This is a genomic window from Sphingobacterium sp. MYb382 (assembly GCF_037572665.1).
Taxonomy (GTDB): domain Bacteria; phylum Bacteroidota; class Bacteroidia; order Sphingobacteriales; family Sphingobacteriaceae; genus Sphingobacterium.
Genome location: NZ_JBBGZT010000024.1, coordinates 320,261 through 337,175, shown reverse-complemented (window position 1 = coordinate 337,175; position 16,915 = coordinate 320,261). Strand labels below are relative to the sequence as shown.

The following is a 16,915-nucleotide window of genomic DNA, read 5'->3' as shown; positions in this document are numbered from 1 at the left end:
AAAGCCGGTACTTAATATTAAGTACCGGCTTTTTTATAGCGATTATTTAATAGATTAAATTTTCTAAGAGGTTTCGTTTCAATTGTTTTGAACCGGCTGCTGCACCGCCACCAAACATTCTATTTCCACTCAGTGTTTTGAAGAAATCCTCCATACTCATATTTTTCACTTTCTTGTCACGCCAGTCTTTTGGCATATTTTCTAAGGTAAAATCAACACTCGTTGCCCAGTAGTTGATATGCATTTCAGGTATAACTAAGCCCAATACCATGCCTGGTAAACCGTTAACTAAGGCTGGGCCACCCGATACCGGAATTAGGTCGGTATAGAAAGCTACTAAGTATAAAGAATCTGCTGTTGCTCCGTTTACGCGTCTACATTCATAGCCCGCAATGGTGCGGTATTCATCGGTGAATCTCCAGGTTACTTTTTGCAAGGAATCTTTTAATAGGTACTTTTCATCAAGCTCAAAAGAGATCTCTGCTTCTTGCGTTTTCAAATTTTGATAGAAAACTTTTTCGCTTTGTGATCTTCCGCCTCGGAATCCGCCGCCCCCAACGGGAGCACCAGATGATGTAACGAGCGTACCCATTTGCATTGCTCCGCCGCCGCCGCCCATACCTCTTCCTCCACCTCCGCCACCACCAGTTGCGCGGACGCTAGTGCTCGCATTCATACGGCGGTCGCCACGTGGGCTTCGTGTATCGTTATCTGTAGCTACGGCCAGCATTAGGGTTTCATTCTCGTCAAACTGTAGCGTGAAGTTGCTGACATTCTTTTCGGGCATGTCATCTATATTGCCACGAAAGCTCATCATCATGCCTTGGTTTTGACTAGAGCCAGAGAACTTACTCATCATCTCTCGCATGCGAGCTTTTGTATATACTTCTTTTTCAAATTTGATAACCCCCTTAGTCGGGAAGTAAGCATTTTGTGCTTGACTATTTCTACTGATGCATAGCAATAGTAGACCGATGAGTATGGTGTGTTTAATCATTTTTTTTGCCTAAGTATTTGTTGAAATCCCATTTTAGTCCAAGCATAAAATACTGTGATAGTAGCTGCTGACGTGTTTCTGAGTAGTTGCTATTGCTGAAAGAACGCTGTGTATTGTTGTAGCTATTGAAAACGTCAAACGCTTTGACGCTAAGTAATAACGATTCGCTAGGCAACAGTTTGCGTGTCAATTCAAGATTCATGTAGAACTGTTGGATTGGCTCTGGGAATATTTTTGTTTTCCCGGTATAGCTATAGTTCAATGCTTGTGTTAAGCTAAATTTAAACGGTAAGAAGTACTTTAATTCAGCACCCGTTGTCGAACGTAAGCTTGTGTTGTTAAATTGACTCTGTACCGAGTTTTTCTCATTTGTTAAACCAATATTGAAGTTTAAGAAAAAGTCCACAATTTTAGACGTCTGCTTACTTGCGTTAAAGCCTACCAAAGCGTTGGTGGTATTGTTTTGGTTTAATTTACCATTTATGTACAGGTAGTTGTTGGCATAGGTCAAGTTGGCGGTAGGGCCAAACTGAATAAGTCCTGCAATTATTGGTTTCCCGTAAGAAGCGTTCAAACGCACATTCCAATTTGTTTTATCATTAATATTGACAAAAGTAGCTGTTGTTTTACCTGTTTGATCAATCTCTGATTTATTAACGATGGCGTTGTCAGTGAATGCAATTGTAGCGTTCACCATTAACGACGACGCTTTCAATAGGCTGAATTTATTGTAGTTAATATTGAAAGAGTTTAAGGTCTCACGTTTTAAATCAGGGTTTCCCAACTGCACGAATAGCTCGTTTGTAGGTGGTTGTATCGGCTGTAGTTGGGAGAATGAAGGTACATTACTGCCGTTCTGATAGTCCAAACTTAGGCTCTTTGTGTTACTGATTTTATAAGAGAAACGCGTTACGAAGTTATTTTGCCAGAATGATCTATCTAGTGCAATATTGCGATAGCTATCCGACAAGTTCTGTTGTAGGTACGTCGTTTTGTTGGATAGGTTCACCATGAATTTATCCGTACGGAAGCTGATGTTGAAATCTAATCCGTTGTTATTGAATTTATCCTGCTCGTTCTTGGAATATAAAGAATCTAGCTGTTGTGTATTTCCTGTATTGTTGAACGCATTGACTAAGCCTGTGCGGTTGGATGCATCGAAGGAATAGCCTAACGTTAGGTTAATGTCTTTAGTAATAGGCTCACTAATATTTAGTGAGGCGCCGAATTTATTGTTTTTCCCCTCGTTGAATCGTGTTTGGTTGATGTCTGTTGTTCTTGGATTTACACCCAAACTATCGTATTTGTTTGTGATTTCTCGTACTAAATTTGTTGATTCCGAGTTGGTAAACTGGTTGCTCAACTGCAAATTCATGCTACGGCCACTCTTGTTTAGTCGACGTCTGTAGTTAATGCGAAAGTCTAAGTTTTCATCTTTTGTTTTGGCACTATTGTCACTTGTGAAATCGTTGGCTTTAGTATTTACGTTGTCACCAACACTACGCAATGTTTCACTACTTGAGCTATTGCGTGAGTCTCCACTACCTTTTGTGCCGTTAATTTGTACCTGTAAATTACTTGCCGAATCTACACGCATGCGTACTTGGGCACGTAGCGAATGGTTGATTTTATCTGATGATGATTGCGATTGGCGGTTCGTTTCCTGTGTTTCATTCTCATCGAGTACTTGCTTGTTATAGCTATCGCTTTCGTTAGCATTGCCATTATTGCTGTACCCATATGAAGAGGTAAGGTTCAGTTTTTTCTGTAAGAAGTTATTCTCATAGTTCACTCCAGCGCTGTTGTGTGTAGGCTTCCCAATAATCTGGTTGTTCATCCGAATCATGCTGGCATCACTGGAGTTACCCATATTATTCCAGCTCCCAGTCACACCGATACGCTCGGAATGGTCGAATTTTGCTGTAAACAGGTTGGCATCAAAGAGCTTGTTCGTTCCGAAGTTTACATTGGCATTTCCAAAGACACCAACACGCGCTTCATTTTTAAGAACCACATTGACGGTCTGTAGGCGTACACCATCATCAACACCCGTTAATTCGGCTTGGTCGGATTTACGTTCATATACCTGAACTTTATCTACCGCGTCGGCGCGTACATTTCGAATTGCGATTTTAGGGTCATAGCCGAAGAACTCTTCACCATCTATCAGCACTTTTGAAACGGTTTTCCCCTGTGCCGTAATTTCTCCCGTGTTGGATACGGTGACTCCCGGTAATCTACGCAGAAGGTCTTCAAGTTTTGCGTTCTTTTCTGTCTCGAAACTCGAAGCGTTGTACTCGATTGTATCTCCTTTTATTTTAATTGGAATTTTTTGTGTGACGATTACCTCCTCAAGAATATTCGCTTGCGAGCTAATTTTTATGCTATCTAATTTTAAGCCGCCTTGGCCAACTTGAATCTGCTTGCTGAATACTTCAAATTTAGGATAGCTTACAATCAACAAATGTTTCCCTGCTTTGACCTGCTTGAGTTCAAACTTTCCATCTTTTCCTGCTCGCGCAAATCCTTGCATGATAGAGTCGGTATCCAAAATGACAATGGCGGCATTCACTAGCGCCTTTTTATCGGAGGCATCTACGACAACGCCCGTGACAGATTGTTGCGCGTAAACGTAATTGCACGTAATGAATAATACGAGGAGTAGGGTTCTTATCATATTTGAAGTTAGTTGGACAAAGAAAGGGAGAAAAAGGGTAAATAAATGTTAAATAAGAACGTGTAATAAGTTTGATACAGATACGAGAAAAACGGTTTTTCAGTTAAAGATGCTACATCTATTTTCAGATTAAGGGATGTTTTTTCTATTCATCTCGATTTACTTTTTGCTAAAAAGAAAAATCGTCAATACCTCTATGTGTTGTGGAGGCATTGACGATTTTAGAAACGTTAAGCAAGCCTAACGTTTTTTAGGTGCGATGACCTTGTATTATTTTACTTCAGATACACGGATAGTGTTTGTTCTACCTTTTTCGTGTAATGGAGTAGAAGATGTATTAATTACAATCTGTCCTGGAGCTACTAAGTTTTTCTCTTTCAACAATTTGTTTACATCTTGGATTGTTCCATCAGTACTTTCAAATTTCTCGTAGAAGAAAACACGAACACCCCATACTAAACTCAATTGGTTTAATAAGTTTTTGTTGCCTGTGAAAACATATACGTCAGCATTAGGACGGAAACTAGAGATTTCGAAAGCTGTGTAGCCAGATGAAGTCATAACGGCAATTGCAGAAGCTTCTGTGTTTTCAGCTAAGAAGATAGATGAACTACAGATAGCGTCAGCGATTTTAGTCTTAGCAATACGTTGACCAGACTTGTTGATGTAGTATGGGTACGAAGTAGCTTCAACATGCGTGATGATTTTCGCCATTGTCTCGATAACGATCTCAGGGAAGTCACCTACAGATGTCTCACCGCTAAGCATTACAGCATCAGCACCATCCAATACAGAGTTAGCTACGTCATTTACCTCAGCACGAGTAGGGCGAGGTGTAGTGATCATGCTTTCAAGCATTTGTGTAGCAATGATAACTGGTTTCGATAAATCACGACATTTCTGTACGATCATTTTTTGTAAACCTGGTACCTCTTCCATTGGCATCTCAACACCCAAGTCACCACGAGCAACCATTACAGCATCTGTAGCTTCGATGATAGCGTCAATGTTGTCAATAGCTTCAGGTTTTTCAATTTTAGCGATGATTAAAGCATGGCTACCTTTAGCTTTGATAATTTCTTTACATTGTAAAATATCTTCAGCTGAACGTACGAAAGACATCGCAATCCAGTCAGCACCATGATCTAAAGCGAAGTTTAAGTTGTCTAAATCTTCTTCAGTTAAAGAAGGGATAGAAACTTTAGTGTTCGGTAAGTTAACACCTTTACGGGATGTCAACACGCCACCATGCACAACTTCACAAACAACGCTATCTTTTCTGTTTGTGCTTATTACGCGTAATTGTAATTTTCCGTCATCTAATAAGATGATTTCATTTTCATTAACATCATTAGGGAAGTTCGGGTAAGTAATGTAAACGCGTTTTTCGTCACCGATTAATTCTTCGGTTGTCATTTCTACCGTTGATCCGTTAACCAAGATGGCTCCGCCTTCTTTCATTTTTCCAATGCGGATCTTAGGGCCTTGTAAATCGGCTAAGATGCTCACGTGGAAAGGATGCTCATTGTTGATTTCTTTAATGGTGTTAATAACCTTTAAGTGGTCTTCTTGGCTTCCGTGAGAGAAGTTTAGACGGCACACGTCTACCCCTTTTGCAATCAGGTTGGTCAATATAGCTTTGTCCGCTGATGCAGGGCCGAGTGTAGCGACAATTTTAGTCCTTTTTTGAATCTTGTTCATTTATAATACTTTAATGTAATGAATTTTCTAATTTAATAACTGTTGAATTTCTACAATTATTGTTGCAAAAGTAATAATCTGTTTTTTAAGTTAGGTTTATTATAGTGTAAATTTTACACTTTGTATGCTTCTACGCGCCCAATGTAACTAAAAAATTAGATTTTCCTTTGATTTTAATGAAGTTGGGTCTAGCTCTTTTACTAATAATACTTCATTAATACGCTTAATGTCGTCCATTATTAGGCTTAAATCTTCTTGGTTTATGTAATGTTTCACCATGAGGAAGTAGTCAAAGTTAGGAAGCTCTGGTAGTAATATATTTCCTTCCATGCTTCTATTGCTTATCAAATAGTACTCAAATTCAAAATTCTCATCACAATAACGGTAGATACCGTAATGATATTTTGTTGTTTTCTTCTGTTTTGTTTTCTCAAAGACGATATGATAATCCATTTCATCCTTGTCTTTATCTTTCAAGTAACCTTTATGATCGATATAGTTTTCTTTTCCTCTTTCAAAAATTAATCCGGTGTTTTTGGACATAAAATGACAGAGGCGATAATCCCGCAAGGGGGAGCTGATACCAATCAACGAGAAGTCGAGTTCCAGTTCAAAATCCAGAAATAGATGTTTCTTAGTAATGCTCACGATTTTTAATAATAAATTCGAAATTAACATTTTTTTAAGGATTTAGGTGGATGTTACAGGTTAAAATTGTGAAAGCGTTACTATTCTTGTTTTATATATTTTTTTTTGTTAATATTGGGTATATGCAAGTTATGCCTGTTTTTCATGCTCATTTATCGAGGGATGGGAATGTTATTTTGCATCTAAAAATCAAAAAGGTTTGATTTTTGGGGAAATTTATTTTTCTTTGCACAGATTTATTAAACAATTAAACTATAAAATCATGTCAGATATCGCATCAAGAGTAAAAGCAATTATCGTTGAAAAGTTAGGTGTAGATGAAAACGAGGTAACACCAGAGGCTTCTTTCACGAATGATTTAGGTGCAGACTCACTTGATACAGTTGAGTTGATCATGGAGTTCGAAAAAGAATTCAACGTAGCTATTCCAGACGATCAAGCTGAGAATATCAGTACGGTAGGTCAAGCTATTTCTTACTTAGAAAAAAACGTTAACTAACTAATTTATTAGGCCAAACATATTAATGGAGCTTAAAAGAGTAGTTGTAACAGGGTTAGGTGCCCTTACACCGCTAGGAAATACGGTCTCAGCTTATTGGGACGGATTGATTAACGGTGTAAGCGGTGCTGCTCCTATTACGCATTTTGATGCATCAAAGTTTAAAACCCAGTTTGCTTGTGAAGTAAAGGGTTTTGATCCGCATGATTATATGGATCGCAAAGAGGCGCGCAAAGTCGACCCTTTTGTGCAGTATGCTATTGCCTCAACTGATGAGGCAGTGAAGGATGCTGCTTTAGAATTTGATAAATTAGATACGAATCGTATCGGCGTTATTTGGGGGTCAGGTATTGGTGGTTTAAAAACATTTTTAGACGAGGTTGTTACTTACGCTAAAGGCGACGGTACTCCACGTTTCAATCCGTTTTTTATTCCGAAAATGTTGGTAGACATCGCTCCGGGGCATATTTCTATGCGTCATGGGTTGCGAGGTCCGAACTTTTCGGCCGTTTCTGCTTGTGCTTCAGCAACGAATGCCATGATTGATGCGTTCAACTATATCCGTATGGGTATGGCTGATATCATTATCACTGGTGGTTCTGAGGCGACAATTAACGAGGCTGGTATTGGTGGCTTTAACGCTATGCACGCCCTTTCTACACGTAACGATGACCCAAAGACAGCATCTAGACCTTTTGATAAGGATCGTGATGGTTTTGTTTCTGGTGAAGGTTCTGGAGCTATCATCTTAGAGAGCTTAGAACATGCTTTAGCACGCGGTGCTAAAATATATGCTGAAGTTGCTGGTGGTGGAATGAGTGCTGATGCGCATCATATTACGGCTTCCCATCCTGAAGGGTTGGGTGCCAAACTAGCGATGAGCAAAGCTATTTCCGATGCTGGTTTTCAATTCTCTAATATCGATTATATCAACGTTCACGGAACGTCGACTCCTGTAGGAGATATTAGCGAGACAAAAGCGATTGTTGATCTCTTCGGAGAACATGCATATAAGTTGAACATTAGTTCAACGAAATCGATGACAGGTCACCTTTTAGGTGCTGCTGGTGCGATTGAATCTATAGCATCGATTTTATCGGTGAAGAATGATATCGTTCCGCCTACCATCAACCATTTTACCGATGATCCGGAAATTGACAACAACTTGAACTTCACGTTCAATGTAGCGCAGAAGCGTGTTGTGAATGCCGCATTGAGTAACACTTTTGGTTTTGGTGGACATAATGCATCGATTATTGTGAAGAAATATCAGGCTTAATGTATTTAGGTCGGATGAACGCTAAAATGAATAGGTAGTTTCGACGAGAAGCTACCTATTCCTTATTTCTGTTGAGAATGCCTTTCTCCAAGATTTATTACTTATATTTTTCACCGCATAAGGATTACATCCGTAAGCTAAAGAATATTCTGGGTTTCGTACCCGGGAATATGAAGCTGTATCGTATGGCCTTTCGGCATAAATCAGTTGCGACGCCCATCAAAGATGGGGTTAAGAATAGTAATGAACGCCTGGAGTTCCTAGGGGATGCTGTGTTGGGTTCCGTCATTGCGGAGCTTTTATTCAAGTTGTATCCTTACAAAGATGAAGGCTTTTTGACAGAGCTACGTTCGAAAATCGTTAGTCGTGTGAATCTTAATCAATTGTCTCGTAAGCTCGGTTTGAACGAGTTTATCGAGTATGATGCACGCATGATTAGCTATCCTAATAAACAAAGCTCTCTGCTAGGAGATGCTTTTGAGGCACTTGTAGGTGCTGTTTATGTCGATAAAGGCTATAAATTCACGAAAGAATTCTTACTAACACGTATCATTAAACCTCACGTAGATATTCACACGCTGGAAATTACGGAGACCAACTTTAAGAGCCGTCTTATTGAGTGGTGTCAGCATCTGAGTAAAGATGTGCAGTTTGTGCAAGTAGAGAATCCTCCAGGGGAGTCTACGAAGATGTTTAGTGTGGAAGTGCTGGTCGAAGGTGAAGTTTGTGGTCTAGGTCGTGATTTCAATAAAAAGAGTGCCGAGAAGCTCGCTGCAGAGAAGGCTTGTGAATACTTAAAAGTATTTGAGACCGAAGACTATTCTCGTTCATTATAACCTTTCGCTTTTCACTTGTATATCTTAACTTTGCTGTATGGCAAATATAAAGCCCTCGTTGGCAAAAGGTACACGTGATTTCTCTCCACAAGAGATGGAAAAGCGAAATTTCATTTTCAACACGCTTAGAACTGTTTTCAAGAAGTTTGGTTATAACGAAATCCAAACTCCTACGTTTGAGAACCTTGCTACCTTAACAGGTAAGTATGGTGAAGAAGGCGATAGATTGATTTTTAAAATTTTGAATTCTGGCGACTATTTAGCGAAAGCTCCCGCCGATTTATTAGCAGACAAAGCATCGTTAAAACTTGTTTCTCATATTTCTGAGAAAGCATTGCGTTATGATTTGACAGTGCCTTTTGCACGTTACGTTGTTATGCATCAGCATGAATTGGCGTTGCCTTTCAAACGTTATCAGATTCAGCCTGTTTGGCGTGCCGATCGTCCACAGCGTGGTCGCTACCGTGAGTTTTACCAGTGTGACGTTGATGTTGTAGGTTCCGAATCGTTACTGAATGAAGCGGAGTTTATATTGATTTATCACGAGGCATTAGCCGCTTTAGGCTTACGTGATTTTACGATTAAGGTTAATAATCGCAAAATCCTAACTGGTATAGCGGAGGTTATTGGTAAACCAAGCCTTATTGTTGATATGACTGTTGCTATCGATAAGTTGGATAAAATTGGTCTTGATGGCGTCAATAAAGAGTTGCTCGAGCGTGGCTTTACAGAAAGCGATGTAGAGATATTGCGTCCTATCATTCTTTTGGAAGGTAGTAATGCCGATAAGCTCGCTAGTTTGAAAGCTATTCTAAAGGATTCAGAAACAGGATTAAAAGGAATTGCAGAGATAGAAGAAGTATTCACCTATTTAACGGCTTTTGGTACGGCAGATTTGTTGGATAAGGTCGTTGAGTTAGACATTACTTTAGCGCGTGGATTAAACTATTATACCGGCTGTATCTTTGAGGTGAAAACCAATGAGGTGGCTATGGGAAGTATCGGTGGCGGTGGTCGTTATGATGACCTTACGGGTATGTTTGGTTTAAAAGGATTGACGGGTGTTGGTGTTTCTTTCGGGGCTGACCGTATTTATGATGTTTTAGAAGAGCTGTCTTTATTTCCAGCGACTTCAACGAGCACAACGCAGTTGTTGATTGTTAATTTTGATGCTGCAGGAGAGTCGTTCTCGTTGCCTATTTTGCGTCGTCTACGTGATGCAGGTATTGCTGCCGAATTATATCCGAGCGGAGCGAAGCTGAAAAAGCAAATGAGCTATGCTGATGGCAAAGGTGTACCCTTTGTTTTACTCGTGGGAGAGGAAGAAATACGCACAGGTTTACTTTCTTTAAAAGATATGAAGAGCGGTGAACAGGAGCAATTGACGGTCGATACACTAGTAGAACGATTCAAATAAGGAGATGATTTCCCTTTGTTTTTAATTACTTTTTGGGACTAATAAGATAATTTTGTGACATAAATAGACTAATTCCTGCCTAAAACTTATCCAAAATCTCATTGGAAATGATTAGCTTTGTGGGCGGTTTAGTTAAGAAATTCAATACGTTAAAATGAGTTCAACACCTATAACAAAAGAAACATATTTAGAGTGGTATAAATCTATGCTACTTATGCGTAAATTCGAGGAGAAAACTGGTCAGTTATATGGTCAGCAAAAAATCCGTGGATTTTGTCATTTATACATTGGTCAAGAAGCTGTAGTTGCTGGTACAATGTCAGCCACCAGACCTGATGATTCCGTTATTACTTCTTATCGTGACCATGCACATGCCTTAGCAAAAGGTATGTCAGCTAACGAATGTATGGCTGAGATGTATGGTAAGGTAACAGGTTGTTCTAAAGGTAAAGGTGGTTCTATGCACTTTTTCTCTAAAGAGCACAAAATGATGGGTGGTCATGGTATCGTTGGTGGACAAATTCCATTAGGTGCTGGTATCGCATTTGCGGAGAAATATCTTGGTAAAGACAGCGTGAACGTTTGTTTCATGGGCGATGGTGCTGTCCGTCAAGGAGCATTCAATGAGTCTTTGAACATGGCTATGTTATGGAAATTGCCTGTAATCTTCGTTTGTGAGAACAATGGTTACGCAATGGGTACTTCTGTAGAGCGTACAACAAACATGTTAGATATCTACAAAATGGGCTTTGGTTTTGATATGCCTAGTGCTGCTGTAGATGGTATGGATGTTGTTGCTGTACACAATGCGATGGACGAAGCTGTTCAACGCGCTCGTGCTGGCGAAGGTCCTACTTTCTTAGAGATTCGTACGTACCGTTACAAAGGTCACTCTATGTCTGACCCTGCTAAATACCGTACGAAAGAAGAATTAGAAGAGTACAAAGGAAAAGATCCACTTTTATCTACAAAAGCGGCAATCTTAGAAAACAAATATGCTGATGAGGCATGGTTTGCTGAAGTAGATGCTGATGTGAAAAAAGTGGTTGATGAGTCTGTTAAATTCGCTGAGGAGTCTCCATACCCTGATGCTTCAGAAATTTATGACGATGTCTACGTACAGAAGGACTACCCTTTTGTAATGGACTAATTAATTGAGAGAATTACTTTAACTTAAAGATATAATCTACTATAACAAATGGCTGAAGTAGTAAGAATGCCGAAAATGAGCGACACCATGACCGAAGGTGTTATTGCTAAATGGCACAAGAAAGTCGGTGATAAAGTAAACTCTGGTGATTTAATCGCTGAAGTTGAAACAGATAAAGCAACAATGGACTTCGAATCTTATCAAGAAGGTACTTTGTTGTATATCGGTCCTAAAGAAGGCGAATCAGTAGCAATCGATGCTGTTATCGCAGTTTTAGGCGAAGAAGGTGAAGATTTCCAAGCTTTGTTAGCTGGTGGTGCTTCTGAAGCGAAAGCGGAAGAGCCTGCAGCAGCAGTAGCAGCACCAGCTGAAGAAGCGGCTGCTGGATCAACTGTAACTCCAGAAGAGTTAGGTTGTACGGTAATCACAATGCCTTTGTTGAGTGATACAATGACTGAAGGTGTTATTGCACAGTGGAATTTCAAAGTTGGTGATACCATCAAATCTGATGATGCTATCGCTGATGTAGAAACAGATAAAGCAACAATGGAAGTTACTGCTTATGCAGAAGGTACTTTATTGTATGTTGGTCTTGAAGCTGGACAAGCAGCTAAGGTTAATGATATTATTGCTATCGTTGGTCCTGCAGGGACAGACGTTACGCCTTTATTGAATCAAAAATCAGCTACTGCTCCTGCAGCAAAAGCTGAAGTAGCAGCAACACCAGCGGCAGAAACTGTAGCAGCGTCTACAGCGGCAGCGCCAGCTACGGCAGATGATTCACGCGTAAAAGCATCTCCTTTAGCACGTAAAATTGCGAAAGAAAAAGGTATCAACTTAAACGATGTAAAAGGATCAGCTGATGGTGGTCGTATCGTTAAGAAAGATGTAGAGAACTTTGTTCCTTCTGCAGCTCCAGTAGCGGCAGCAGCTTCTACATCTGCGGCAGCGCCAGAAGCAAAAGCAGCAATTTCTATTCCTCAATATATTGGCGAAGAGAAATATACGGAGCAAAGTGTATCGCAAATGCGTAAAACAATTGCTCGTCGCTTAGGTGAATCGTTATTCACTGCTCCACACTTCTATTTGACAATTTCTGTTGATATGGATAACGCAATGGCAGCACGTGGACAAATCAATGAAGTGGCTCCAGTAAAAGTATCGTTCAACGATATCGTTATTAAGGCCGTTGCTATTGCTTTGAAACAACACCCTGCTGTTAACTCTTCTTGGAGAGGTGACAAGATTCGTTTCAACGAGCATGTAAATGTTGGTGTAGCGATGGCTGTTGAAGATGGCTTATTAGTGCCAGTAGTGCGTTTCGCTGATGGTAAATCTTTATCTCACATCTCTGCTGAGGTTAAAGAATTTGGCCAACGTGCAAAAGCTAAGAAATTACAACCAGCAGATTGGGAAGGTTCTACCTTTACCGTTTCTAACTTAGGTATGTTTGGTATCGATGAGTTTACATCGATCATCAACTCTCCAGATGGAGCAATCCTTTCTGTAGGTGCTATTCAGCAAATCCCAGTAGTTAAAAATGGAGCTGTTGTTCCTGGTAATGTAATGAAACTTACGTTAGGCTGTGACCACCGTGTGGTTGATGGCGCAACAGGTGCAGCTTTCTTACAAACTGTTAAATCATTCTTAGAAGCGCCAATTCGTTTATTAGCGTAGTCTGAAAATAATATTTTAAAAGTCGACTTGATAACTTCAAGTCGACTTTTTTATTTTACAGGATTTTTTCTCTGTAAAAAGCCTGTTGTTTGCCTTTTTTTTGTTGATATTTCTTTTAATAAATACTATTTTGTGAGTCTAGGAAAAAAGTATTATTAGGGAAGTTATATATAAAAGATACGCGTGAGGTTTAGATTGGTTAATATGTTTATTATAAGTGCATTTGTAGCTTTGACTGCTTGCTCTTCTCCGGAAGCTAAGCAAAAAGCAATCGTAGAGCAACAAGCACAAAAGGATAGTGTGTCTTTAATATATGATCCGGCGACAGCCGATAAAGATATCGACGCTTATATGCAAGACTTACATAAGAAAGTAGCCTTTAATGGTGCTGTCTTGGTCGCAAAGAAGGGGAAGATTATTTATCAGAATGTTTTTGGCTGGGCAAATTACTTAAAGAAAGATAGTTTGAAAATTGATTCCAAGTTTGAGTTAGCTTCTGTTTCTAAGCCTTTGACGGGCTTGGGCGTGCTCAAGTTGGTTCAAATAGGCAAGTTGAAGCTGAATCAAACGGTAAATGAGTTTTTTCCAGATTTCCCATACCCAGGAGTGACGATTGACATGTTGCTTTCACACCGGTCGGGATTACCTAATTATGTGTATTTCTCCGAAGGGGTGTGGCCTGATAAGAAGAAGGCCATGAGTAATATGGATGCGATGGCTTTATTAGCGCAACATAAACCGGGACGCTATGGCGCTCCTAATGGAAGATTCCATTATAACAATTCCAATTTTATGGTGCTGGCGGCTATTGTTGAGAAAATAACAGGAAAGGATTTTGCCAGCTATATGAAAGAGACCATTTTTGATCCTGCGGGCATGAAAAATACCGCTGTGTTATCTAAGGTTCAATATGATAAAATTCCAACCAATGTCATCGGTCATGACAAAGTATGGAGACGTTCCGTTGTGCAGAATTATCTAGATGGGCCTGTTGGAGATAAAGGCATTTATTCTACTGTTCAAGATTTGTTTTTGTTGGATCGTGCCATTAAGGATGGGCGCATTTTGGATAAAGCACTTCTTGACTCGGCTTATCTTCCACGTAGTGAGGTGAAGCGTAACAATATTTTTAGCTACGGTTATGGATGGCGTACTTTTACACCTAAGGATGCGCAGGTGGTGTACCATACCGGATGGTGGCACGGTTTTCGCAATTTATATGTCAGAGATTTAACCAACGATGTAACCATCGTTCTATTGTCGAATATGGCTAATGGAAGCTTGGTTCACTTGGATGGTTTATATAAAATTTTAAATATTCCCGTGTTGCGACAAAATGCTTACAACGCAAATGGGGACTTTGTAGTTAACTAAACTTATAGACGGATTATGAAAAAAACACTTATACTCGGAGCTAGTACCAATTCGGCACGCTATTCTTACCTAGTGGCGAATAAATTGGTGCGTAAGGGACATCCTATCGTTAATGTTGGACGTAAAGTTGGTAAAGTAGCTGGGGAAGATATTCAGACTGCTGATGCTATTTTGTCGGATATCGACACGTTAACGTTGTACGTAGGACCTAAAAATCAACCAGTGTATTACGATTACATTTTGGAAACGAAGCCCAAGCGTGTTATCTTCAATCCGGGGACAGAGAATCCTGAACTTCAAGATTTATTAAACAAAGCTGATATTCCATATTTAGAAGCTTGTACTTTGGTCATGTTGAATACAGGACAGTACTAATTTTAAGATAAAAAATATAAAAGACAAAAGCTTACCTCGATGGTGAGCTTTTGTCTTTTAGGATGGTTTTACCATTATCTTTTGGAGGATTGTTATTTTAGGGATATTCCTTTTTCTACTTTATTTAGTCTTTTCGTTGTCGTGTAACGAAAAAGATACTGCCTTAAAGGGTGTACTAAAACGTTTGCGATAATTTTTATAGCCTTCTTGTATGCTTTGCATTGGGATAAGCAAAGCTTTTTTCACATTTTAGATGACGCATCGAAGATGCAATAGACTTTGGTGAATTAAATCTAGTTCTTTCGGAGCCTTTCATAAACCTGACATACATGATTTTTTAATCTACTTATCATGAGAAACAAAGTAGCACTGTTGCTGATACTCTTAATTCCTTATTGGGTTTATGGGCAAAAGCAGATACTAGAACAGAAGGTGTCTCTGGATACGTATGATCAGTTGTTTCGTGGTATCTCCGCTTGGCAAGCGAGTAGGTCGGCCGAATGGGGTTCTACCCTTCACGCGCTTCCTGATGCCCTTAAAAAGCAAATCATTACCGATGCTAATCAAGCTAACAGTTTTACATGGCCTGCACTGCTTGCTTCTCAATACTTAGGCTATAAGCAGCAGGGGAATCGTGTAGACTATGAATCGCCGATGAACCGGCGAAGAGCGGTGCTTAGCCAGCTGGTGTTGGGGGAGATGCTGGAAAGGAAGGGAAAGTATATTCCACAAATTGCAAATGGACTGTGGTTAACGTTGGAAGAAAGTACGTGGGTTAGTCCTGCGCATATTGGTGCTCAGCAGGTCGGTATAGGACTGGCTGACCCCTATGATAGTTATATCGATCTGGGTGCCGCTCGGTTGGCAGCAGATTTAGCCGCTATCTATCAGGCTTTGCCGAAAGAGCTAGACGAATACTCACCGCAGTTGCGCAGAAAAATTAAGTATGAGCTTGATCGACGTATTCTTGTTCCATACGCTACGCGCAAAGATTTTTGGTGGATGAACTATGGAACGGCCACCATTAATAATTGGAATATATGGATTAATAATAACGTATTGCGTACAGCCCTGTTGATGATGGATGGGGGCAAGGAACAGCAACAGCTCGTTTTAAAAATAATGGAGAGCGCTGATAAGTTTATTGATTTTTATCCTGAAGATGGCGCTTGTGAGGAAGGTCCGTCCTATTGGGGGCATGCTGCGGGCGAGTTAGGTGCTATGTTGCAACTTTTAGGTGATGTTACAAATGGGGGATTCGATGTTTCTCAAGATACGAAGCTGGACCGTATGGGGCAATATATTCTCCATATGCATATTGATAGTAATCGCTTTGTGAACTTTGCCGATGCACAAGCTATTGAATACCCTCCTGTGGCAAATGTGGCTGTATTTGGCTTGCTGTATCACGATGATAATCTTCGTGATTTTGCCAATTACTTGTGGGACCTTAGGCCTATTCTCAATACGGGCAATGTGCAGGATGCCTTAATCTTAGCGCGCAATTATGCTTTTATAGCTGCTGGAAAGCCTGTCGCAAGGCAGGAGGCTGTGCTGACCTACCCAAGTTTGGAGCTGGTGAAATGGCGCGCTAACCCTTCGGGTGAAGGCTTAACTTTTGTCGGTATTGGCGGGAATAACGGCGTCAGTCATAATCATAATGATGTCGGCAGTTTTATGCTCTTTGCGGATAATAGACCTGTTCTTATTGATGTAGGTGTAGGGACATACACACGTCAAACCTTTTCTGCCGAGCGCTATGATATCTGGAATATGCAGTCGCAATGGCATAATTTGCCCCTGATTAATGGGCAGATGCAAGCAGCAGGAAAGCAATTTAAGGCGACTTCAGTTTCGTTGCCTTCAGCGAGCGAAAAGTATGCTTTCAGTTTGGATATTGCGAAGGCTTATCCCGCGGCAGCGGAAGTTGATAGCTGGGTGCGTACTTTTCAGTTTGTACCTAAAGACGACGCACTCTTACTTACAGAAAAGTATAGCTTGAAGCAAGCGCAAACGGAGCAGCGTTTTATGTATATCACAGCTGTTGAGCCGGAGGTAAAAGGTGATGAAGTTAGGATCGTCTATGCTAAAGATTGCTATGTAGCGATAACGTATGATACCAAAAACCTTAGTCTGCAGATAGAGCCTCGTGTAATGGATGACCCTCGACTGCAAAAAGTATGGGGAGATAACATCTATCGCATCACTTTCGTTGAGAAAAGTAAAAAACAAAAGGCTACTTATCCATTCTCTATGAAGTTGATTCGCTCGAGTAAGTAAAATTT

Annotated in this window: 13 protein-coding genes; 9 read left to right on the top strand and 4 right to left on the bottom strand. The window is 40.2% G+C overall.

From position 1 onward, the window contains the following. Positions 1-46: 46 nt before the first annotated feature. The 4 genes from WH223_RS12180 to WH223_RS12165 form a co-directional block, all read right to left on the bottom strand. Complete coding sequence (locus WH223_RS12180) at positions 47-997, bottom strand: GLPGLI family protein (RefSeq protein WP_340047963.1); 951 nt, start codon at positions 995-997, stop codon at positions 47-49. After that, complete coding sequence (locus WH223_RS12175; protein ID WP_340047961.1) at positions 990-3,674, bottom strand: outer membrane beta-barrel protein; 2,685 nt, start codon at positions 3,672-3,674, stop codon at positions 990-992. The genes WH223_RS12180 and WH223_RS12175 overlap by 8 nt, the downstream gene beginning before the upstream one ends. Positions 3,675-3,944: 270 nt before the next feature. Next, the gene (pyk, locus tag WH223_RS12170) at positions 3,945-5,375 is read right to left on the bottom strand and encodes a pyruvate kinase (protein ID WP_340047960.1); all 1,431 of its coding nucleotides are present in this window, start codon (positions 5,373-5,375) and stop codon (positions 3,945-3,947) included. Between the two features lie 147 nt (positions 5,376-5,522). Next, the gene (locus WH223_RS12165; RefSeq protein ID WP_340047959.1) at positions 5,523-6,053 is read right to left on the bottom strand and encodes an IPExxxVDY family protein; all 531 of its coding nucleotides are present in this window, start codon (positions 6,051-6,053) and stop codon (positions 5,523-5,525) included. A 232-nt stretch (positions 6,054-6,285) separates the two neighbouring features. Here WH223_RS12165 and WH223_RS12160 point away from each other — a divergent pair, with 232 nt between their 5' ends. The 9 genes from WH223_RS12160 (at position 6,286) to WH223_RS12120 (ending at position 16,910) form a co-directional block, all read left to right on the top strand. Beyond that, the gene (locus WH223_RS12160) at positions 6,286-6,522 is read left to right on the top strand and encodes an acyl carrier protein (RefSeq protein WP_085472507.1); all 237 of its coding nucleotides are present in this window, start codon (positions 6,286-6,288) and stop codon (positions 6,520-6,522) included. Positions 6,523-6,547: 25 nt separating this feature from the next. After that, entirely contained in the window at positions 6,548-7,801 is a 1,254-nt protein-coding gene (fabF, locus tag WH223_RS12155; protein WP_340047958.1) for a beta-ketoacyl-ACP synthase II, read from the top strand. Between the two features lie 77 nt (positions 7,802-7,878). Continuing rightward, on the top strand, positions 7,879-8,637 hold the full coding sequence (rnc, locus tag WH223_RS12150; protein ID WP_340047957.1) for a ribonuclease III: 759 nt from the start codon (positions 7,879-7,881) through the stop codon (positions 8,635-8,637). A 37-nt stretch (positions 8,638-8,674) separates the two neighbouring features. After that, positions 8,675-10,054: a histidine--tRNA ligase gene (gene hisS / locus WH223_RS12145; RefSeq protein ID WP_340047956.1), complete on the top strand. Its 1,380-nt coding sequence runs from the start codon at positions 8,675-8,677 to the stop codon at positions 10,052-10,054. Between the two features lie 154 nt (positions 10,055-10,208). Further along, positions 10,209-11,204: a pyruvate dehydrogenase (acetyl-transferring) E1 component subunit alpha gene (gene pdhA / locus WH223_RS12140; RefSeq protein WP_340047955.1), complete on the top strand. Its 996-nt coding sequence runs from the start codon at positions 10,209-10,211 to the stop codon at positions 11,202-11,204. A gap of 48 nt (positions 11,205-11,252) precedes the next feature. After that, the gene (locus WH223_RS12135; protein WP_340047954.1) at positions 11,253-12,881 is read left to right on the top strand and encodes a 2-oxo acid dehydrogenase subunit E2; all 1,629 of its coding nucleotides are present in this window, start codon (positions 11,253-11,255) and stop codon (positions 12,879-12,881) included. Positions 12,882-13,085: 204 nt separating this feature from the next. Next, positions 13,086-14,255, top strand: coding sequence for a serine hydrolase domain-containing protein (locus WH223_RS12130; RefSeq protein ID WP_340047953.1), 1,170 nt, complete (start codon positions 13,086-13,088; stop codon positions 14,253-14,255). Between the two features lie 15 nt (positions 14,256-14,270). Next, a complete protein-coding gene (locus WH223_RS12125; RefSeq protein ID WP_340047952.1) occupies positions 14,271-14,630 on the top strand; it encodes a CoA-binding protein in 360 nt (119 codons plus the stop codon). 351 nt (positions 14,631-14,981) lie between these two features. After that, positions 14,982-16,910, top strand: coding sequence for a heparinase II/III domain-containing protein (locus WH223_RS12120; protein ID WP_340047951.1), 1,929 nt, complete (start codon positions 14,982-14,984; stop codon positions 16,908-16,910). The last annotated feature ends 5 nt before the right edge of the window (positions 16,911-16,915 follow it).